The organism is Amycolatopsis sp. NPDC114505 (genome assembly GCF_055633615.1).
The window spans coordinates 1,226,953-1,246,043 of the sequence record NZ_JBVKDV010000003.1 but is presented as its reverse complement, the minus strand read 5'-3'; the positions used below and the strand labels follow the sequence as shown (position 1 = coordinate 1,246,043).

21 protein-coding genes are annotated in these 19,091 nt (G+C 71.8%); 14 read left to right on the top strand and 7 right to left on the bottom strand.

The features are described from left to right. Nucleotides 1-40 precede the first annotated feature (40 nt). Complete coding sequence (locus ACZ7OU_RS35150; RefSeq protein ID WP_470258522.1) at nt 41-703, top strand: RNA polymerase sigma factor; 663 nt, start codon at nt 41-43, stop codon at nt 701-703. A 17-nt stretch (nt 704-720) separates the two neighbouring features. On the opposite strand, the gene ACZ7OU_RS35145 is transcribed toward ACZ7OU_RS35150, so the two are convergent. Next, nucleotides 721-1,665 (bottom strand): NADP-dependent oxidoreductase, encoded by a 945-nt coding sequence (locus ACZ7OU_RS35145; protein WP_470258521.1) that lies wholly within the window; start codon nt 1,663-1,665, stop codon nt 721-723. Between the two features lie 73 nt (nt 1,666-1,738). Continuing rightward, nucleotides 1,739-2,485 carry an SDR family oxidoreductase gene (locus ACZ7OU_RS35140; RefSeq protein ID WP_470258520.1) on the bottom strand — a complete coding sequence of 249 codons (747 nt, stop codon included), beginning with the start codon at nt 2,483-2,485 and terminating at the stop codon, nt 1,739-1,741. A gap of 112 nt (nt 2,486-2,597) precedes the next feature. Here ACZ7OU_RS35140 and ACZ7OU_RS35135 point away from each other — a divergent pair, with 112 nt between their 5' ends. Beyond that, nucleotides 2,598-3,830: an MFS transporter gene (locus ACZ7OU_RS35135; RefSeq protein WP_470258519.1), complete on the top strand. Its 1,233-nt coding sequence runs from the start codon at nt 2,598-2,600 to the stop codon at nt 3,828-3,830. On the opposite strand, the gene ACZ7OU_RS35130 is transcribed toward ACZ7OU_RS35135, so the two are convergent. Further along, nucleotides 3,797-4,513, bottom strand: a complete 717-nt coding sequence (locus tag ACZ7OU_RS35130; protein WP_470258518.1) for a DNA-3-methyladenine glycosylase family protein — start codon at nt 4,511-4,513, stop codon at nt 3,797-3,799. The genes ACZ7OU_RS35135 and ACZ7OU_RS35130 overlap by 34 nt on opposite strands. A gap of 228 nt (nt 4,514-4,741) precedes the next feature. On the opposite strand from ACZ7OU_RS35130, the gene ACZ7OU_RS35125 reads away from it, so the two are divergent. Continuing rightward, nucleotides 4,742-5,386 carry a nitroreductase family protein gene (locus tag ACZ7OU_RS35125; RefSeq protein WP_470258517.1) on the top strand — a complete coding sequence of 215 codons (645 nt, stop codon included), beginning with the start codon at nt 4,742-4,744 and terminating at the stop codon, nt 5,384-5,386. On the opposite strand, the gene ACZ7OU_RS35120 is transcribed toward ACZ7OU_RS35125, so the two are convergent. Then, nucleotides 5,348-6,022, bottom strand: coding sequence for a TetR/AcrR family transcriptional regulator (locus tag ACZ7OU_RS35120; RefSeq protein ID WP_470258516.1), 675 nt, complete (start codon nt 6,020-6,022; stop codon nt 5,348-5,350). The genes ACZ7OU_RS35125 and ACZ7OU_RS35120 overlap by 39 nt on opposite strands. Nucleotides 6,023-6,217: 195 nt before the next feature. On the opposite strand from ACZ7OU_RS35120, the gene ACZ7OU_RS35115 reads away from it, so the two are divergent. From ACZ7OU_RS35115 to ACZ7OU_RS35095, 5 genes are all read left to right on the top strand, one after another. Continuing rightward, nucleotides 6,218-6,832 (top strand): TetR/AcrR family transcriptional regulator, encoded by a 615-nt coding sequence (locus tag ACZ7OU_RS35115; RefSeq protein WP_470258515.1) that lies wholly within the window; start codon nt 6,218-6,220, stop codon nt 6,830-6,832. A 111-nt stretch (nt 6,833-6,943) separates the two neighbouring features. Continuing rightward, nucleotides 6,944-7,900, top strand: coding sequence for an NADP-dependent oxidoreductase (locus ACZ7OU_RS35110; RefSeq protein ID WP_470258514.1), 957 nt, complete (start codon nt 6,944-6,946; stop codon nt 7,898-7,900). Between the two features lie 376 nt (nt 7,901-8,276). Continuing rightward, a complete protein-coding gene (gene ctaD / locus ACZ7OU_RS35105; RefSeq protein ID WP_470258513.1) occupies nt 8,277-9,974 on the top strand; it encodes an aa3-type cytochrome oxidase subunit I in 1,698 nt (565 codons plus the stop codon). Between the two features lie 154 nt (nt 9,975-10,128). Next, complete coding sequence (locus tag ACZ7OU_RS35100; RefSeq protein WP_470258512.1) at nt 10,129-10,719, top strand: uracil-DNA glycosylase family protein; 591 nt, start codon at nt 10,129-10,131, stop codon at nt 10,717-10,719. A gap of 81 nt (nt 10,720-10,800) precedes the next feature. Next, nucleotides 10,801-11,427 (top strand): TetR/AcrR family transcriptional regulator, encoded by a 627-nt coding sequence (locus tag ACZ7OU_RS35095; protein WP_470242623.1) that lies wholly within the window; start codon nt 10,801-10,803, stop codon nt 11,425-11,427. Between the two features lie 22 nt (nt 11,428-11,449). Here the strand turns inward: ACZ7OU_RS35095 and ACZ7OU_RS35090 are convergent, their stop codons facing one another. Both ACZ7OU_RS35090 and msrB read right to left on the bottom strand, forming a co-directional pair. Beyond that, the gene (locus ACZ7OU_RS35090) at nt 11,450-12,010 is read right to left on the bottom strand and encodes an MOSC domain-containing protein (protein ID WP_470258511.1); all 561 of its coding nucleotides are present in this window, start codon (nt 12,008-12,010) and stop codon (nt 11,450-11,452) included. A gap of 52 nt (nt 12,011-12,062) precedes the next feature. After that, a complete protein-coding gene (gene msrB, locus ACZ7OU_RS35085; RefSeq protein WP_470258510.1) occupies nt 12,063-12,530 on the bottom strand; it encodes a peptide-methionine (R)-S-oxide reductase MsrB in 468 nt (155 codons plus the stop codon). A gap of 190 nt (nt 12,531-12,720) precedes the next feature. On the opposite strand from msrB, the gene ACZ7OU_RS35080 reads away from it, so the two are divergent. From ACZ7OU_RS35080 to ACZ7OU_RS35065, 4 genes are read left to right on the top strand one after another with little or no spacing between them, the layout of a single operon-like run. Then, entirely contained in the window at nt 12,721-13,155 is a 435-nt protein-coding gene (locus tag ACZ7OU_RS35080) for a DUF5709 domain-containing protein (protein ID WP_470258509.1), read from the top strand. 29 nt (nt 13,156-13,184) lie between these two features. Further along, entirely contained in the window at nt 13,185-13,793 is a 609-nt protein-coding gene (locus tag ACZ7OU_RS35075) for a sulfite oxidase-like oxidoreductase (protein WP_470258508.1), read from the top strand. Then, a complete protein-coding gene (locus ACZ7OU_RS35070; protein ID WP_470258507.1) occupies nt 13,793-14,491 on the top strand; it encodes an FAD-binding oxidoreductase in 699 nt (232 codons plus the stop codon). The genes ACZ7OU_RS35075 and ACZ7OU_RS35070 overlap by 1 nt, the downstream gene beginning before the upstream one ends. A 44-nt stretch (nt 14,492-14,535) precedes the next feature. Then, the gene (locus ACZ7OU_RS35065) at nt 14,536-15,453 is read left to right on the top strand and encodes an NADP-dependent oxidoreductase (protein WP_470258506.1); all 918 of its coding nucleotides are present in this window, start codon (nt 14,536-14,538) and stop codon (nt 15,451-15,453) included. A 96-nt stretch (nt 15,454-15,549) separates the two neighbouring features. On the opposite strand, the gene ACZ7OU_RS35060 is transcribed toward ACZ7OU_RS35065, so the two are convergent. After that, the gene (locus ACZ7OU_RS35060; protein WP_470258505.1) at nt 15,550-16,014 is read right to left on the bottom strand and encodes a hypothetical protein; all 465 of its coding nucleotides are present in this window, start codon (nt 16,012-16,014) and stop codon (nt 15,550-15,552) included. A gap of 139 nt (nt 16,015-16,153) precedes the next feature. Between ACZ7OU_RS35060 and ACZ7OU_RS35055 the strand changes: the two genes are divergently transcribed. Next, a complete protein-coding gene (locus tag ACZ7OU_RS35055) occupies nt 16,154-18,952 on the top strand; it encodes an AfsR/SARP family transcriptional regulator (protein ID WP_470258504.1) in 2,799 nt (932 codons plus the stop codon). Beyond that, complete coding sequence (locus ACZ7OU_RS35050) at nt 18,949-19,074, top strand: hypothetical protein (RefSeq protein WP_470258503.1); 126 nt, start codon at nt 18,949-18,951, stop codon at nt 19,072-19,074. The genes ACZ7OU_RS35055 and ACZ7OU_RS35050 overlap by 4 nt, the downstream gene beginning before the upstream one ends. Nucleotides 19,075-19,091: the final 17 nt, after the last annotated feature.

Below are 19,091 nucleotides of genomic sequence, written 5' to 3'. Positions count from 1 at the left end.
GGTGACGGTGCCGAAGATCGATCGTGGAGAGGGAGACGGCATGACGTCAGGTGTGCTCCACGCCTCGGAGGTCGGCGGACGGGTCGTGGTCGACGGGCGGAGCTTCGACCCCGAGTCCGCCGCCTGGGTCCGGGAGCTCGGTCCCGGCGGCCCGGACTTCGAAGCCGCCTGCCGACGGCTGTACGCGATGCTCTTCAAGATCGCGCGGCGGGAGACCCTGCGCCGGTCGCCGATCCTGCGGCTGACCGGCCCGGAACTCGAGGACCTGGCCCACCAGGCCGCGGCCGACGCGCTCATGCGGATCACCCGCAAGATCGGCGAGTTCCGCGGGGACGCGCAGTTCAAGACCTGGGCGTTCAAGTTCGTCATCCTCGAGGTGTCGACGAAGGTCGGCCGGCACTTCTGGCGCGACCACCGGGTGTTCCCCGACGGCGGCGAGACCGACCGGGCCCCGGCCGCCGCCGGCGACGAACCGCCGCACCAGGTCGAGGCCGGCGAGCTGCGGGCCGCCCTCGGCGACGCCATCGAGAACGCGCTGACCCGGCGCCAGCGGACCGTGTTCGTGGCGCTGGCCATCGACAACGTCCCGATGGACGCCCTCGCGGCCGAGCTGGACACCAACCGCAACGCCATCTACAAGGCGATGTTCGACGCCCGGCGCAACATCCGCGCCCACCTGGTGGCGCACGACTTCTTGTCCTGACCGGATCCGCGCTCCCGCTACGGGCGCACGCGGATGATCGTCTTTCCCTTCCGTCGCTCGGCCGGGTTGAAGGCGGCGACGGCGTCGTCGAGCGACGCGATGGTCCCGATGTGGGGCCGGACCCGCCCGTCGCGCACCCGCCGCACGATTTCCCCCAGCTGGGTCCGGTCGGCCTCGACCACGAAGTCGACCGTGCGGCCGTCGGCGGGCCGGACCTCGGGCGGGCCGGCGATCGTGACCAGCGTTCCGCCGGTCCGGACCAGGCGCGCCGAGCGCGCCCCGAGGTCGCCGCCGAACACGTCGAACACCAGGTCCACGGCGCCGGCGTCCTCGAGCCGGTCGTTCTCCAGGTCGACGAACTCGTTCGCCCCGAAGTCCCGCGCGGTCCGCTCGCCGGTCGCGCGCCCGGTGCCGACGACGTAGGCGCCCGCCTCCCGCGCGAGCTGCGTCGCCATCGAGCCGACGGCGCCGGCCGCGCCGTGCACGAGGACACGTTGTCCCGCCTCCAGGCGGCCGTGCACGAACAGGCCTTGCCACGCGGTGAGGCCGGACATGACGATGCCCGCGCCGGTGGTGAAGTCGACGTCGCCGGGCAGCGGCGCCAGGTTGCGCGCCTCGACGACCGCGTACTCCGCCAGGGTTCCGTCGCGCGTCCAGTCCGTCAGGCCGAACACCCGCTGACCGACTGACAGCCCGGCGGCGCCGTAACTCAGTGCGGAAACCACGCCGGCCACCTCGTGCCCGGGGATCGACGGCGTCCGGTCCCGGCCGCGCCGGTCGATCCACGTCGAGGGCCACGACAGCTCGTCCCAGGTGAACCCCGACGCGTGGACCTCGACGACCACATCGCCGTAGTTCGCTCCGGCGAGGTCGGCGAGCTTCGCCACGTCCGGAGCGGGGCGCTCCGCGAGCGTCATCCCCGCCCGGCCCGCGGCCTCGTCCGTCACCACGATCGCCTTCATGTGCAACCACTTCCCTTCGTGCGCGGTGTCTGCTGCAGCTTCCGTCCGTCCATGGTGTGCGGCTCCTTCGGACTCAGATGGCCAGCCCGGCGCCGCCGGACACCACGATCTCCTGGCCGGTCACGTACGCGGCCTCGTCCGAAGCCAGGAACGCGACGGTGCCGGCGATGTCCTCGGGCCGGGCGAGGCGGCCGAACGGGTTCTTCTCCGCCATCGCGGTCATCGTCCCCGCGACGTCGTCGGTCTGCGTGCCGAGCGCGGTGCGCGTCATCGGGGTGTCGGTGAACCCCGGGCTCACCGCGTTGATCCGGATGCGGCGCGGGGCGAGCTCGAGAGCGAGGGTCGGGAGCATGGCCAGCATCGCCCCGTGCGACCCGGCCGCGACGCTGTTGCCGGTGAGGCTGCGGGTGGCGCCGATGCCGACGGTGACGATGACGGAAGCACCGTCGGTCAGCAGTGGCAACGCCTTGGCGAGCGTGAAGAACTGGCCTTTGGTGTTGACGGCGAAAACCTCGTCGTACGCGGCTTCGTCGCAGTCGTCCAGGGTCATCGGAAGGCTGACGCCCGCGTTCAGGAACAGCGTGGTCAGGCTTCCGAACCGGGCGCCGACTTCGGCCACGACCTGGTCGGTGTCCGCGAGCGTGTGCGCGTCGGCCCGCAGGACCAGAACGTCCTCGGGCAGCTCCTCCCGGGCCCGCGCGACGCTTTCCGGACGTTGCCCGGTGACTGCGACGCGGTATCCGCGACTGTGCAGGGCTTCGGCGGCCGCCTTCCCGATCCCGCTGGTGCCGCCCGTGATCAGGGCCGTACGTGCCGACATGGTCATCGCTCCCGTGTAGTTGGGCGTCTTGTCGGCCAGTGTGCCGCAAAGAGGACTGTATAGTCCAGTTTGTAACAGCGGAGATCGGTCCGGTGGAGAAAGGTGTTACCCGATGCGAGACGCGGTACCGAGAACCGGCGTCGCCCGGCGTGGTGGACGGCTTTCCTCGGCCTTTCCGGCCGGGGTGGTGTCGCTCGTGGCTGCGTTCGCCGCCGTGGGGTCCACGATCCCGCTGTTCAACGTCTACCGGGCCGAGGAAGGCTTCACCAACGCCGACATCTCGATCACCGTGGTCGCCTACTCCGCCGCCACCCTCGGCACGTTGCTGGTGCTGGGCCGGGTTTCCGGCCACCTGGGGCGGCGGCCCACGTCGATCGCGAGCCTCGGCCTGCTCCTGCTGGGCTGCGTGGTCCTGCTGGACGTGCACGACGTCGGCGTCCTGATCGCGGGACGGCTCCTGATGGGCTTCGGTGCCGGCCTGGCCAGCAGTAGTCTCACGTCCTACATCGTCGACGCCGCACCGGCCCGGCCGGCCTGGCTGGCTTCGGTCGCCTCGAGCCAGACGGTCATGCTCGGGCTCGCGGTCGGCGCCATCGGTTCCGGCGCGCTCGTGCAGTTCGGTCCCTGGCCCCGCGAGCTGATCTACCTCGCGGTGATCGGTCTGCTCCTGCTGTCCGCCGTGCTCGTCTTCGTCAGCCCGGAAACCGTGACCCCGGCGCCGGGCCTCCGGCGATCGCTGCGACCCCGGGTCCGCGTCCCGGCCGGGGTCAGGCACCGGGTCCCTGTCGCGGCGGCGGTGCTGCTGGCGACCTGGGCGACCGGGGCGTTCTACCAGGCGTTCGTGCCGGCGCTCGTCGCCGACCAGCTCCACACGCGCAGCCCGCTCGCCCTCGGGCTGGTGTTCGCCGCCTACATGGGACCGAGTGCGCTCGGTGCGCCGCTCAGCGGCCGGTTCGCGCCCGCGGTGGCGCAGCGGGCCGGCATGCTCGGGTTCCTGGCCGGCATGATCGGCATCATCGCGGCGATCGCCACCGGCACGCTGGTGCTGTTCTTCGCGGCGACCGTCGTCGCGGGGGCGAGCCAGGGCATCGCGATCAGCGCCGCCACCCGCGGCCTGCTGGCGGGCAGCGGCGTGGCCGACCGGGCCCCGATCTTCACGGTCGTCTACCTCTTCTCCTACTGCGGCGCGACGATTCCCGCCCTCGTCGCCGGCCGGCTTTCCCCGACGTTCTCCCTCCCGCAGATCGCCGTCGGGTACGGCGTGCTCGCCCTCGTCGCCACCGTGTACACCGTGGTCGCCGCCCGCGATCGTCAGCGGAACGGCCGTGCGCGCGGGGCCCGGTGACCGCGCCGCGGCGCGATGCGGGGCGTGAGCTCGAGAACCCGGACCACCCGGTACCGGTGCGGCCGCCACGGCCGGTAGAACGCTTCGACCTCCTCGTCGGCCAGCGGCCGGCCGGCCAGCGCCAGGCCGGTCATCCGGCCGAGGCCGAAGTCGCCGAGCGGCAGCGCGTCGGCGTCACCGAGCGCGCGGTGCCCGACCTGCGCCGCGGTCCACACCCCGACACCCGGCAGCGTCGACATCATCCGGTAGGCGCGGGCCGGGTCGGCGGCGGCACGGTCGAGCTTGCCCGCCTGCCGGGCGGCGAGCACGACGGTTCTCGAGCGCTGCAGGTCGACTCCGGCTCGCCGCCAGTCCCAGATCGGGATCTCCGCCCACCCGCCGGGGGAAGGCACGACCCGCATCGCCGCGGGAGCGGGACCCGGCGCCGGCGTGCCGTGGGCGAAGAGCAGCCGGGCCCAGGCGGCCTGGGCGTCCAGGCTGACGACCCGCTGTTCGAGGACCGCGGGCACGAGCGCCTCGAACACCCGGCCCGTGCGGGGTACGCGCAGGCCCGGCAGCTGACGCCAGGCCCGTTCGAGGACGGGGTGGGCGGGCCGGAACTCCTCGGGGTGGTCGTGGGCACCGAGTTCGGCGGGGATGTTCTCGACGAGTTCGTCTGCGCCCAGGCCCGGCCGAACGTCCATGCTCTTCTCCCCGGCCTTACTGTGGACTATATAGTCCAAAGTAAGCCGTAAGAGCCGGCTCCGGCCCGACGCTCAAGACTCACACACCATCGGAGGGTGATCCACGTGTCACGGTTGGCTGTCCACCGGCCGGTGCGCGAATCGGAGCCCGTCGAGGATCGGCGAACTGATCGCCGGTGCCGGGAACTGACGTACCCACCCATCACCCGAAAGAAAAGGCAGCTCACCATGGATCTCGACAAGCTCATGAACCAGCACCTCACGAGGGCGTTCGACGGCAGAACCATTCCGGAAGAATCCCTCCGGCAGCTGCTGCGGTTCCTGCGGTCCGCGCCGACGTCGACGAACATCCAGCCCAACCACTTCTACGTCCTCGCGTCGGCCGAAGCCAAGCGGCAGCTCGCGGACAACCTGGGGGAGCGGTTCCAGGACAACGGCGCGAAGATCCTGAACTCGTCGCACACCCTCATCCTCACGACCCGGGCGGACGTCCCGGACAGCCACCTTGACGAGGTGTTCGGCAAGGAAGACGCCGACGGCCGGTTCCCCGACCCGGCGAAGCGCGCGATGTGGCAGTACATGACGCGGGACTTCCTGAACCTGCGCAACTACGCGTACAAGGACCTCAACCACTGGATGGAAAAGCAGACCTACATGGTGATGGGGATGACCATGATGGCGGCCGTCGAACTCGGCTTCGACGCGACGCCGTTGGAAGGGTTCGACCCGGCCAGCGTCGACAAGGCGTTCAAGATCCGCGAGACCGGGCACACGACGACCGTGCTGATGGCGCTCGGCTACCCCGACAAGGAAAAGGCCTACCAGGGCCCGATTTCACGGTTCGATGCGGATCGGCTGTTCACCTTCGTGTGAACCGGGGACGCACCGGCTGCTCGCCCCGCGGGGCGAGCAGCCGACCCGCAGGTGCTCGAGCGACACGTCGAGCACCGTCGCCAGCTGCCCGGGGTCGCGGGTGGTCCGGGCGAGCAGGAACCCGCCCTGCAGCGCCCCCATGACGGCGGTGGCGATCGTGCCGGGGTCCACGCGGGAGTCAAGGTCTCCACGTTCCCGGATGCGCCGGAAAGCCCCGGCGAGAAGGCTTTCCCACGCCGCGAACCCGGCGACGAGGGCGCGGTGACCGCGGTCGTGACGCCCGGCGAGCTCGCCGATGAGAGACCCGATCGGGCAACCGCCGACGCCCCCGGTGACCCGGTTGTCCTCGACGAGCTTGTCGCGCCACGCCTGAAGGTCCTCGAGTGAGTGCACTCGTTCTAGCAATGCTTTCTGAGTGGTCAGCACGGCCGCGACCTGCGCATGCACCACGGCCTCGATGAGCGCCTCTTCGTTCTCGAAGATCTGCCGGAGCCGCGCTTCGGGGACGCCGCTCGTGGGTGCGACATGGCCGAGGGTGATCTCGCCCAGCGGGCGGTGGCGCAGGAGGTCGATCGCCGCGGTCACGGCCAGCCGGTGCGCATCCTCGGCGTGCTTCGCGGTCCGGTCACCCGACATGCCACGGACACTAGCGGACGAGCATGGCGCGGCACACCTCGACCCAGGCAATTTCTGGACGTTATAGTCCACTGTGATCGCGCGGAGTGGCTAGGTGGCCCGGAAGGTGCGAGACGTCGGCCGGCGTCGCCGTTCGCCACGATGTCGCGCCGCGTCATGTCCGTCTTCGCAGGTCCGGTGGGGTAGCCTGACGGCGTGGCAGAACCGGAGCGCACGCGGTTGACGGCCCGGGGTGCGGCGACCCGGGCCCGGATCCTGGACGCGGCGGTCGAGCTGATGTCCGTGAAGGGCGCGACCTCGACCACGTTGGACGACGTGCGCGCGGCCAGCGGCACGAGCAAGTCGCAGCTGTACCACCACTTCCCGGACAAGGACGCTTTGGTCCACGAGGTCGTCGGCCGCCGGGCGCGGGACCTGCTTTCCTGGCACGAAGGACAGCTCAAGCGGCTGAATTCGATGCGCGGCCTCGAGCGGTGGCGGGACGCGGTCGTCCAGCACAACGCCCTGCACAACGGCGCCTACGGCTGTCCCCTCGGTTCGCTGGCGAGTGAGCTGTCCGATCGCGACGAGCAGGCGCGCACGGAGCTGGCCGCCCATTTCGCGACGTGGGAAGGCCTCATCGCGGACGGCCTGGAACGGATGCGCGCCGCGGGCACACTGAGGCCGGAGGCCGACCCGCGGCGGCTCGCGGTCGGGCTGATGGGTGCGCTGCAGGGCGGGTACCTGCTCGCGCAGACCCACCAGGACGTCACCCCGATGAAGATCGCGCTGGACATGGCGCTTGACGGCATCCGGGCGTTCCAGGCCTGATCCCGGCCCCGGGGGTAAGACGACGCGCGCGGCGAACGCAGAAGAAGTGTCCCATCCGGGACGGCCACCGGCCTCGGTGGCTGGCTGCTCGATGTGAGGCGGAGAATCGTGGTGCTTGCCGCTGGTGTGCGGGAAATCGGTGGCCGGGTCGAGCTGCTCGACCTGCCGGAGCCCGGCGGCCCCGGGCCGGGCGAAGTGGTGATCGAGGTCGTGGCGGCCGGTGTCGGCAACTGGGACGACATCGTCCGTTCGGGTGGGTGGGACGTCGGGCTGACCCCGCCGATGGCACTCGGTGTGGAGGTGGCCGGGACGGTGGTCGCGGTCGGGTCGGCCGTGACGGACTTCCGGCCGGGCGACGAGGTGTTCGGCCATCCGCTCCCGCTGCGTCACCAGGGGTGCTGGGCCGAGCGGGTGGTGGTCGACGCCGAACTGGTCGTGGCGAAACCGCCGGGCGTGCGGTGGGAGACGGCGGCGGCGTTCCCCGTGCCGGCCCTGACCGCCGAGCAGGCGCTCTCCGAATCCCTTCGCGTCGCGGAGAACGAGACGCTGCTCGTCCACGGTGCGGGTGGCGCGACCGGTGGGCTGGCCGTGCGGCTCGCGGTCCTGCGGGGCGCCCGGGTGATCGCCACCGCCGGACCCGCGAGCGCCGCCCGGGTGGCCCGGGCCGGCGCGGCCGAGGTCGTCGACTACCACGACCGGAGCTGGCCGGACCGGGTCCGCGAGTGGGCCGGTGGCGACGGCGTCGACACCGCCCTGAACGCCGTGGCCGGCGGCAGCGCCGACACCCTCCTGGCGGTGCGCGAAGGCGGCCGCCTGGCGACGATCACCGGCGACCCGCCACCCGCCGCGCGAGGCATCGGCGTCGCGAACGTCTACGTGCGCCCGGACGCCGCTCAGCTCGCGAAGCTGAGCGCGCTCCTCGGCGAGGGCAAGCTGACCCTGCCGGTGGGCACCACCCTGCCGCTGACCGAGGCGGCGGCCGCGCTCGAGCGCGTGATCCGGGGCGCCGGCGGCGGTCCGGTCGTCCTGGTCACGGACCGGTGGCCGTCGAAGTCCGTCGCGCCCTGAGCGGTGACAGGTCGATTCGTCCGGCCGGCTCATCGGCATCGCCGTGCTCGTCCTCGGGGTGTGGGCTCTCGCGATCCGGCCCCATGCCGACCGGGTGGTCAACACTGTGCTGCCGTCGGCGGGAATCCTCGTCCTGGCCGACCCCGTGGTCCCGATCCCTCGTCTGGCGGCGGCCTTTCCGGCTCGAGGCGTAAGACCGGCTCCGCGCGCGACACCAATGCAGCATGACCACGCCGACCAGGGGCACCGGCGCGCTCGAACGACGCCTCGGGGGAGGCCGCCGAGCCTCGCCGGACGTCGATCCAGTTCCTCGGCCGGCTCCCCGGGTGAGGCGAGCCGGCATGCGCGAGATCTTCCCCGTCCAGCTGGAGAAACCATGAAGACCACCGCCCCCGGCCCCATCGTCACGCGGCCCTACCCCGTGCGCCGTTCCGTGAAGGGTTCGGCGTTGCTGCGGCTGATGCGCACGACGGACCACAAGCAGATCGGCGTGATGTACCTGGTCACGGCCTTCGCCTTCTTCATGGTCGGTGGGGCGATGGCGATGCTGCTCCGCTCCGAGCTCGCGCGGCCCGGCCTGCAGTTCCTCTCGCAGGAGCAGTACAACCAGCTGTTCACCATGCACGGCACGGTGATGCTGCTGATGTACGCGACCCCGATCCTGTTCGGCTTCGCGAACTTCATCCTGCCGCTGCAGATCGGCTCGCCCGACGTCGCGTTCCCGCGGCTGAACGCGTTCTCGTACTGGCTCTACCTCTTCGGCAGCCTGACCGTCGTCTCGGGTTTCCTCACCCCCGGCGGCGCGGCGGAGTTCGGGTGGACCGGCTACACGCCGCTGTCGGAAGCCACGCACACCCCCGGCCCCGGCACCGACCTGTGGATCATGGGCCTGATCGTCAGTGGCCTCGGTACCATTCTCGGCGCGGTCAACATGGTCACCACCGTGATCTCGCTGCGCGCGCCCGGCATGACGATGTACCGGATGCCGATCTTCACCTGGAACATCCTGGTGACGTCGATCCTGATCCTCGTCGCGTTCCCCATCCTCACCGCGGCGTTCTTCGGGCTGGAGGCCGATCGCCGGCTGGGCGCGCACGTGTTCGACCCCGCCAACGGCGGCGTGATCCTCTGGCAGCACCTGTTCTGGTTCTTCGGCCACCCCGAGGTCTACATCATCGCGCTCCCGTTCTTCGGGATCGTGTCGGAGATCTTCCCCGTGTTCAGCCGCAAACCGCTCTTCGGCTACAAAGGACTGGTCTTCGCGACGCTGGCCATCGCCGCGCTCTCGTTCTCCGTCTGGGCACACCACCTCTACGCCACCGGTGCCGTGCTGCTGCCGTTCTTCTCCTTCATGACCTTCCTGATCGCGGTCCCGACCGGCGTGAAGTTCTTCAACTGGATCGGCACGATGTGGAAGGGCCAGCTGTCCTTCGAGACGCCGATGATCTTCTCGATGGGCTTCATCGTCACGTTCCTCTTCGGCGGCCTGACCGGCATCATGCTGGCCGCGCCGGCGATCGACTTCCACGTCTCCGACAGCTACTTCGTCGTCGCGCACTTCCACTACGTGCTCTACGGCACCATCGCCTTCGCGACCTTCGCCGGTATCTACTTCTGGTTCCCGAAGATCACCGGCCGGATGATGGACGAGAAGCTCGGCAAGTGGCACTTCTGGACCACGTTCATCGGCTTCCACGGCACGTTCCTCGTCCAGCACTGGCTGGGTGCGGAAGGCATGCCGCGCCGGTACGCGGACTACCTGACCAGTGACGGCTTCACGACGCTGAACACGATCTCGACGATCGGCGCGTACATCCTCGGTGCCTCGACGCTGCCGTTCATCTGGAACGTCTTCAAGAGCTACCGGTACGGCGAGATCGTCACGGTGGACGACCCGTGGGGCTACGGCAACTCGCTCGAATGGGCGACGTCCTGCCCGCCGCCGCGGCACAACTTCACCGAGCTGCCCCGGATCCGCTCCGAGCGGCCGGCGTTCGAGCTGCACTACCCGCACATGATCGAGCGCATGCACAGCGAGGGCGAGATCGGCTTCTTCGGGAAGCAGCGACCTTAGGCGGGGGAGCGCGTCGAGGGCGAGACGACACAGCGCCCCACGCGGCTCACCGGCGAGGAGCTGCGGCCCGATTGGACGAAATGGTCCACTTCGAGTATCGTCCCGCTCAGGCGGACCGCGCCCCACCATCCCGACGACGAAACCCGGAGTGCAGTTGGCAGACGTTGTGCGCGCGGTCGTGGACGAGCTGACGTCGGACCCCTCCAACGCGTGGGCCCGGGACCTCGGCTACCGGCCCGTGTGGGCCGGGTCGCCGTCCGCGCGGGTCGTGATCATCGGTCAGGCGCCGGGGTGGCGAGCCCAGGAAAGCGGGATCCCGTGGGACGACGCCAGCGGCGTGCGGCTGCGCTCGTGGCTCGGGGTCCGCGACGAGGAGTTCTACGATCCCCGGCTGTTCGCCATCGTGCCGATGGACTTCTACTTCCCGGGCAAGGGCAAGACGGGCGATCTGCCCCCGCGCCGGGACTTCGCACCGCGGTGGCATCCGCGGATCCTGGCCGGGATGCCCGACGTCACCCTCCGCGTGCTCATCGGCACGTACGCGCAGCGGTTCCACCTCGCCGGCCGGGCCAAGGCGAACCTCACCGAGACCGTGCGGGCCTACGGCGAATACCTCCCCGCCGAGTTCCCGCTGGTGCACCCCTCACCGCTGAACCACCGCTGGCACGCCCGGAACCCGTGGTTCGAGGCCGAGGTCGTCCCCGCGCTGGTCGGCCGGGTCGCGCTCGCGCTGGGTCGCGGGTGACGGCGCCGACAAGTGGTCCGGAAGGTCCGTCTTCCGCCGCGCGAAGGCCGCCGATCCGCGCCGGTGCGATAATGTGGTGCCGTGGTGGAACCGGAGAGCGCTGTGAGGCCGGTCCGGCGGACGGCGCGTGGTGAGGCGACCAGGGCGCGGATTCTGCGGGCCGCGGTCGACCTGATGACGGTGAAAGGGGTGGCCGCCACCACGCTCGACGACGTCCGCGCGGCGAGCAGCACCAGCAAGTCGCAGCTCTACCACCACTACCCCGACAAGGACGCCCTGGTCCAGGACGTCATCGAGGTCCAGGCCGAAGAGGTGCTGACTCTCCAGGGGGAGCAGCTGAGGCGGCTCAACTCGATCCGCGGGCTGGAGCGCTGGCGGGACGCGATCGTCCAGCGCAGTGCCCTGCGCAACGGGGCTCACGGTTGCCGCCTGGGTTCGCTGGCGAGTGAGCTCTCGGACCAGAACGAGCGGGCGCGGTCGGCGTTGGCGGGCCACTTCGAGACCTGGCAGGGTCTGCTCACCGACGGCCTGCGGCGGATGCGGGACGCCGGGAAGCTGCGGCCCGACACCGACCCCGAGCGGCTCGCCATCGGCCTGATGGGTGCCCTGCAGGGCGGGTACCTGCTCGCGCAGACCGAACACGACGTCAAGCCGATGCGCATCGCGCTCGACATGGCCATCGACCACATCCGCAGCTTCCAGCCCTGAACCCCGCGTCGCGGCGGGAGCTTCATGCCGCGGGGGAGCGCTCCACGGTGAGGGTCGCGCGGCCGACCCGCAGGACTCCGTCGTCGAGCGGGGCGCAGCGCACGCCGCCGTGCCCGCGCAGCCCGCGGAACGCGCCGGGCGCCAGCACCACGTCCATCCAGGCGCACGGGTGGGCGGGGCGATAGGCCTGGAACCGGACTTCGCCCGCCCCGGAGTCGAGGCCGAACACCGCCCCGGTGCCGCCCCGCGGCGCGGCCAGTTCGTCGACGGGAAACCCGCGCACGACGATGTTGCGCCGCGGCAGGTGCGGGTCCGGCACCGCGGCGAGGCCGAGGTCCCGCGCGAGAACGTCGAGCGACTCCGCGGCGAAGAGGGTGACGGCGGCCTGCCGATGAGCGGGCTGGTTGAAGTACCGGTCACCGACGAGCCCGAGCCCGGCGCGCATGGTCACCTCGTCGCGCGCGGGGGGTCCCGGGTCGGGCCGCGGGCCGTCCGCGGGACGGCCTTCGAAGGCGTGCGCGGGGGAGACCAGCAGCGCGACGATCTCCACCGGGGCCGAGATCGTCGCGGGCGGTTCCGGCATGGCTCTCCTCACTCGCCCCGGCGCGCGAACCGGAGTTCGCGCGCCGGGGACCTCACTTGCCGTCGGTGTCGCTCGTGAACAGGGTGCGGTAGTCGCCGTAGCCCGCCGCCTCCAGGTCGTCGAGGTGGATGAACCGCAACGACGCGGAGTTGATGCAGTAGCGCATGCCGCCCTTGTCCAGCGGGCCGTCGTCGAAGACGTGGCCGAGGTGGCTGTCCGCGTGCAGCGAACGGACCTCCGCCCGGATCATCCCGTGGCCGAAGTCGTCCCGCTCGACGACGTTCGCCTTGACGATCGGCTTGGTGAAGCTCGGCCACCCGGACCGGCTGTCGTACTTGTCGACCGAAGCGAACAGCGGCTCGCCGGACACGACGTCGACGTAGATGCCCGGCTCGTGGTTGTCCCAGTACGCGTTCGCGAACGGACGTTCCGTGCCGTCCTGCTGGGTCACGCGGTACTGCTCCGGATCCAGTCGCGTCACGGCTTCCGGGCTCTTGTGGTAGTCGGCCTGCTGAGGCACAGCTCTCCCTTCCTTGGACGTGCAGGGGTACAGACGTGCGGCGCACCCGCGCTATTCCGTCGGACGGCCGGTCGGCGCGGGCGTTCTTCTTTCGTAAGGACTGGCGTCGACGTCTCGTTCAATATGGACTAAATAGTCCAAGCAAGCTAGGGTCACCGGGAACGAAGCGGCGGACCGAATGCGAGAACCCATGAGTGACGACTCCGACGACTACGACGGCGGTTTCGACCTGGACAACGGTCTGCTGGAACCCGAGGACAGCCTCGTGGACCGCGGCGTGGTGGACGTGCTGGACGAGGGCTACACGCCGCCGGACCACCCCATCGCGGTCTTCGACTGGGGCACGACGGCGCGCGAAGCCGCCGGCCACGAAGAGCTCGGCAAACGGCTCGCGCGCGAGTTGCCGGACGTCTTCGACGTCGCGGACCGGGGCGACGGGCTCGGTGACGCGTCCGACACTGACGGCGAACCGTACGACGACCAGGTCGGCGTGGCGCGGGCCGGACGGCTGGTCGAAGACCCGGACGCGGACGAGGCGTACCCCTACGTGTTCGCCTCCGACGTCGGCCTGGACGGCGCCGCGGCGTCCGCCGAAGAAGCGGCCGTCCACATCGTCCCGGAATGACCGCCGGAACACCGGAAAGGCACAGGCAGATGGTGATCACCAGAGGCTTCGTCGGGCGCGGGCGCGCCGGCCACGACCCCCGGCTGCCACCCGGGCAGTACGACGCGGGCGACGACTGGCCGGTCCTGCACGCGGAAGCGACGCCGTCGATCGACACCGAGACGTGGACCTTCACCGTCGACGGCCTCGTCGACACGCCGACCACCTGGACGTGGGACGAGATTCGAGCGCTCCCGGGTGACCGGTACGAGGGCGCGATCCACTGCGTCACGACGTGGTCCAAGTTCGGCATGAGGTTCGACGGCGTCTCCGTCGACACTCTGCTCGAAGTCACCGGGGTGCGCGACGACGCGGCCTACGTCCTGGCGCGGTCACACACCGGCTACACGACCAACCTGCCGATCGAGGACGTGGTCGACGGCCGCGCCTGGGTGGTGTGGGACGTCGACGGCGCACCGCTGGACGACATCCACGGCGGCCCGGCCCGGCTGCTGGTGCCGCACCTGTACTTCTGGAAGAGCGCGAAATGGGTGTCCGGGCTGAACTTCACGGCCGAGGACCAGCAGGGCTTCTGGGAACGCAACGGCTACCACGACCACGGCGACCCGTGGCTCGAGCAGCGTTACCAGGGCGACTGATGGCCACGGCTTCGTCCTGGCAGACCGGCGTCGTGACCGCTATCGGCGAGGAGACCCCGCACGCGAAGACGTTCCGGTTGCGGCTCACCGAACCCCGGACGCACCGGCCCGGCCAGTTCTACGTCGTCCGGCTGACCGCCCCGGACGGCTACCACGCCCAGCGCGACTACTCGGTGGCCGGTGCGCCCGGCGGCGAGGACATCGAGCTCACGGTCGAGAAGCTGCCGGACGGCGAAGTGTCGGCTTTCCTGCACGACGTGGTCGAAGTCGGGGACACGCTGCAGGTCCGCGGCCCGATCGGCCGGTTCTTCTCCTGGGACGGTGACGCGCCGATCCTGGGCGTCGCCGGGGGTTCCGGGGTGGTCCCGCTCATGTCCATGCTGCGGTCGGCGCGTAGCTCGGGCCGGGCCGGCCTGATGCGGTTGGTCGTGTCCGTCCGGTCACCCGAAGAGCTGTACTACGCGGACGAAATAGCCGGACCGGAGACGACGGTCGTCTACACGCGCCGAGGTCCCGCGGGCGGTGCCCGGCCCGTGGGCCGCCTCACGGCCGACGACCTCCGGCCGCTGGCCGACGCCGACCGCGATGTCTACGTCTGCGGTTCGCAAGGTTTCTGCGACGCGGCAACCGGTCTGCTCGCCGACGTCGGAGTCGAAGCGAAGCGGATCCGCGTGAGCCGGTTCGGGCCGACCGGCTGAGCCGGTCGTTCTGGCTGTGACCCATCGATGCAGGAAGGTGCGGGATGAAGGCGATCGTGGTGACGGACCAGGCCGCGGGAACGGCCGGGATGACGGTGGCGGAGCGGCCGCGACCGGAGGCGGCGGGCAACGACGTCCTCGTCGAGGTGCACGCGTCGGGGTTCACCCCGGGTGAGCTGACGTGGCCCTCGGCCTGGGCCGACCGGCTCGGCCGCGACCGGACGCCGTCGGTGCCCGGGCACGAGCTGGCCGGCGTGGTCAGCGCGCTCGGGTACGGCACGCGGAGGTTGTCGGTGGGGCAGCGGGTGTTCGGCCTGACCGACTGGACCCGCGACGGCACGCTGGCGGAGTACGCGGCCGTCGAGGCGCGGAACCTCGCGCCACTGCCGGGTGACGTCGACTTCACGGTCGGGGCGAGCCTGCCGATCTCGGGCCTGACCGCGTGGCAGGGGCTGTTCGTGCACGGCCGCGTCGAGGCGGGGCAGAGCGTCCTGGTGCACGGGGCGGCCGGCGGGGTCGGCTCGATGGTGGCGCAGCTCGCGCACGAGGCGGGCGCGTACGTCATCGGCACCGGGCGCGCCGCCGACCGTGAGGCGGCGCTCGACTTCGGGGTGCGGGAGTTCGTCGACCTCGAGCACGACTCGCTGGAAGAGATCGGCGGAGTGGACCTCGTCTTCGACGTCTTCGGCGGGGACATCCAGAAGCGCTCCGCGGACCTGGTCCGGGCCGGGGGAACGCTGGTGACGATCGCCGGTCCGCCGGAGGCGCGGCCCGCCGACGGCCGGGCGGTCGACTTCGTCGTCGAAGCCGACCGCGCTCAGCTGGGCGAGATCGTCCGGCGGGTTCGGGAGGGCCGGCTGAAGCCGAACATCGGCCGGGTTGCCGGCCTCGACGACGCCGTCGCCGCCTTCAACCCGGCGGAGCGGGTCAAGGGCAAGACGATCATCCGCATTCGTCCGTAGCGGTCATCCAGGGCATACCCCGAGGTACGTGCACAGCTCCACCCCGGTCCCGGCACGCTCACCGGACGGCGAACGTGCCGGGAACCCGCCCCCGCGCTAGTTCGCGCAGACCGTCACCCAGCCATCGGTGGTCGGGAGCCGGTGGGCGACCCCGTTCACCGTGACCTCCCCGTAGACGCGCGTGCAGTCGGTGTTCGCACCGGAGACGTAGATGCCGCCCGCGTAGGTCGAATACGTCCCCGAGTCGTACCAACGGGTCTGCCAGCCCACCCGCTGGAGGACGATCTCGGTGTGGTGGTCGCCCGCGAGGTTGTCGAAGGTCTTCGCGCACCACGTGCCGCTGCCGGACCGGTCGAGCCAGAGCTGGACGTAGCCGGGCGTCCCGGACAGCTGCAGGGGCGGGAGCGCCACGCCGTTGCACGTCGCGTACGGCCCGGCGTACCCGGGTGGGGCGTCGGCCGGGTCGGTCGCCGACGCGGTGGCCGCCCCGCCGAGCACCGCGGTCGCCACGATCCCGGAGACCGCCATCGCCGACGCGAGCCGTCGCTTCAGTCTGTTCATCGTCATGCTCCCCTTCCGTGCCGGCTGGGGCCGGCATCGCCGATGATCGTGTCCGGGCGTTCGTCAGGATTTCTGCAGGCGAGCTTGTAACGCCTGGTCGGCTACCCTGGGACGGGGACTTGCCGAGGGGGGACGGCCCGTGGGCACGGTGGTGCGGTTGCTGGGCCAGGTCGACGTGCTCGTGGACGGGCGTCCGATCGACCTCGGCACCCCGCGGCAGCGATGCGTCCTCGCGGTGCTGGCCCTCGAAGCGGGTCAGGTGGTGCGCGCGGACCGGCTGATCGAGCGCGTCTGGGGCGCCGACGCGACGTCGCGGACACGGACCACCCTCCACGGCTACATCTCGCGGTTGCGGGCGGCGCTGGCCGACGCCGACGGAGTCACCCTCGCCCGCCGCTCCGGCGGCTACGTCCTGGTGACCGAACCCGAAGTGTCCACAGTGGACCTACTTCGGTGTCGCGAGCTGCGGGCGAACGCCCGCGCCGACGAGGAGCGCGCGACGGCGTTGCTGACCGAAGCAGTGGGCCTGTGGCAGGGAGAAGCGCTGATCGGGCTCGCGGGCGACTGGGCCGAAGCCGAACGCGAGCAGCTGGAACGGGAACGGCTGGCCACGGCGCGGGATCTCGCCGATGCCCAGCTCCGGCTGGGGCTGGGGGAGGACGTCGTGGACGAGCTGGCGGCGCGCGCCGAGGCGCACCCGCTGGACGAACGCATCGCGGGCCAGTTCCTGCTGGCGCTGCACCAGGCCGGGCGGACCGCCGAGGCGCTGGACCACTACCGGCGGGTGCGTGCCCGCTTCGTCGAGGAGCTGGGCGCCGACCCCGGCGCCGCGCTGCAGGAGCTGCACCGCCGGCTCCTGACCACCGGCGCCGGCAAGCCGGGCCCACCGCCGCGCTCGGCGGTGCCGCGTGAGCTCCGGGCCGCGCCCGCGTCGTTCGTGGGCCGTGCCGGCGATCTTCACCGGCTCGACGCCACGCTGAACTCCGCGAGGGCCGGCGGAACGATGATGCTCGCCGTCGTCCGGGGCACCGGCGGGCTCGGCAAGACCTGGCTGGTCCTGCACTGGGCGCACCGCCGGGCCGACCGGTTCCCGGACGGCCAGCTCTTCGCCGACCTCGGCGGCTTCGGCGCCGGCGCACCGATGACCCCGGCCGCGGCGCTCTTCGGCTTCCTCACCGCGCTCGGAGTCGAGCCGGAGTCGATTCCGCCGGACCCGCACGGCCGGTCGGCGTTGTTCCGCACCTTGACCGCGGGCAAGCGGCTGCTGGTGGTGCTCGACAACGCCGCCGGCACCGACCAGGTCGTGCCGCTGCTGCCCGGAGGTGCGTCCTGCGCCGTGGTCGTGACCAGCCGCAACGGGCTCGCGGGCCTCGTCGCGGCGCACGACGCCCGCAGCGTCGCGCTGGGCGTCCTCCCCGCGGCGGACGCCCGCGAGCTGCTGGCTGCCCGGCTCGGTGCCGCCCGGGTCGACGCCGAGCGCGAGGCGGTCGACGAGCTGGTGGGCGTCTGCGGTGGCCTGCCGCTGGCGTTGAGCGTGCTCGCCGGCCGGGCCGGGACGAGGCTGTCCGCCCTGGCCGGAGAGCTGCGGGAGTCGGGCCTCGACGGCCTGGCCGACGACGACCCGGCCGCGAGCCTGTCCGCGGTGCTGTCCTCGTCGTACGACGCGCTGACCGAGGACCAGGCCACCGCGTTCGGCTTGCTGGCCCTCGCGCCGGGGCCGGACGCCGCCCTGGCCACCGCGGCGAACCTGACCGGGCTGCCGCCGGCGCGCGCCCGGGCCGTGCTGCGCGGTCTCGAGCAGATGTCGCTGCTCGAGCACGACCCGGACGGCCGCTACCGGATGCACGACCTGGTCCGCGCCTACGCGGCCGGAATCGCACGGAAGCTGCCCGAAGACGTCCGGGACGCCGCGGTGCGCCGGGTTCTCGACTTCTGCGCCCACACCGCCTACCACGCCGGTCTGGTACTGGACACGCATCGCGGCCCCGTCGGCCTCCGCCCGCCCGAGCCCGGTCCGCACGTCCTCGAGGTGCCCGATGCCGAGGCCGCCATGGTGTGGTTCGAAGCCGAGCGCGCCACCCTGCTCGCGGCCCAGGACGCCGCCGCGAGCCGGGACCGGCACGACATCGTGTGGTGGCTGGCCCTGTCGGCCGACACGGCCCGCCAGCGGCGAGGCCACCGCCACGATCGTCTCGCGGGATGGCGGGCCGCGGTCCACGCGGCGACGTCGCTGCCGGGCCGGGCTCCCGCGCTCGTCGCCCGCCGGCACCTCGGGCGCGCCTGCGCCGCGTCGGGACTGCGCGAGGAGGCGGCCCGGCAGCTGCGGCACGCCATCGGCCTCGCCGGAGACCACGACGACCGCTACGAACTGGGCCACGTCCACCAGGCACTCGCCCGGACGCTGGAGCGGCACGACGACGAGCTGGCGCTGACCCACGCCCGCCGCGCGTTGCGCCTGTTCGAGGACCTCGGCCTGCCGGTGTGCACGGCCCACGGGCACAACGCGGTCGGCCGGCACGCCGCCCGGCTCGGTGACCACGACGCCGCCCGAGACCACTTCGACGCCGCCCTGACCCTGCATCGCGACCACGACAACGCGGCGGGGGAGGCCGACAGCCTCGACCGGCTGGCCCGCCTCGAACAGGACGCGGGCAACCACGACGAGGCCATCCACCTCCACCGCCGGGCGCTCACCCTCCGACGCGGTCTCGGCCACCTCCCGGCGTCCGCCGAAACGCTCGACCACCTCGGCCTTTCCCACGCAGCCCTCGGCCGGACCGGCGAAGCGCGCGAAGCGTGGCAGGAAGCCCTGGAGCTGTACCGGAGTCAGGGCCGGGTCGAAGAGGGCGAACGGGTCGAGCACCAGCTCGGCCGGCTGCGCGCCGCCCGGGCCGGGCGTACTCGAGTTTCCGCTGTTCACCACAAGGGGGAGAAATGAAGAAGATCCTCACGCTCGCCGGCCTCGCGGTCGTCGCGGCGGTCCTGGCGGTCGCCCCGGCGGCCGCGGCACAGCCGGCCGGGCCGGTGGCCCGCCCCGACTGCATCGGGTGCTGGGAGTAGCCCGGCCGCGGCCGTCG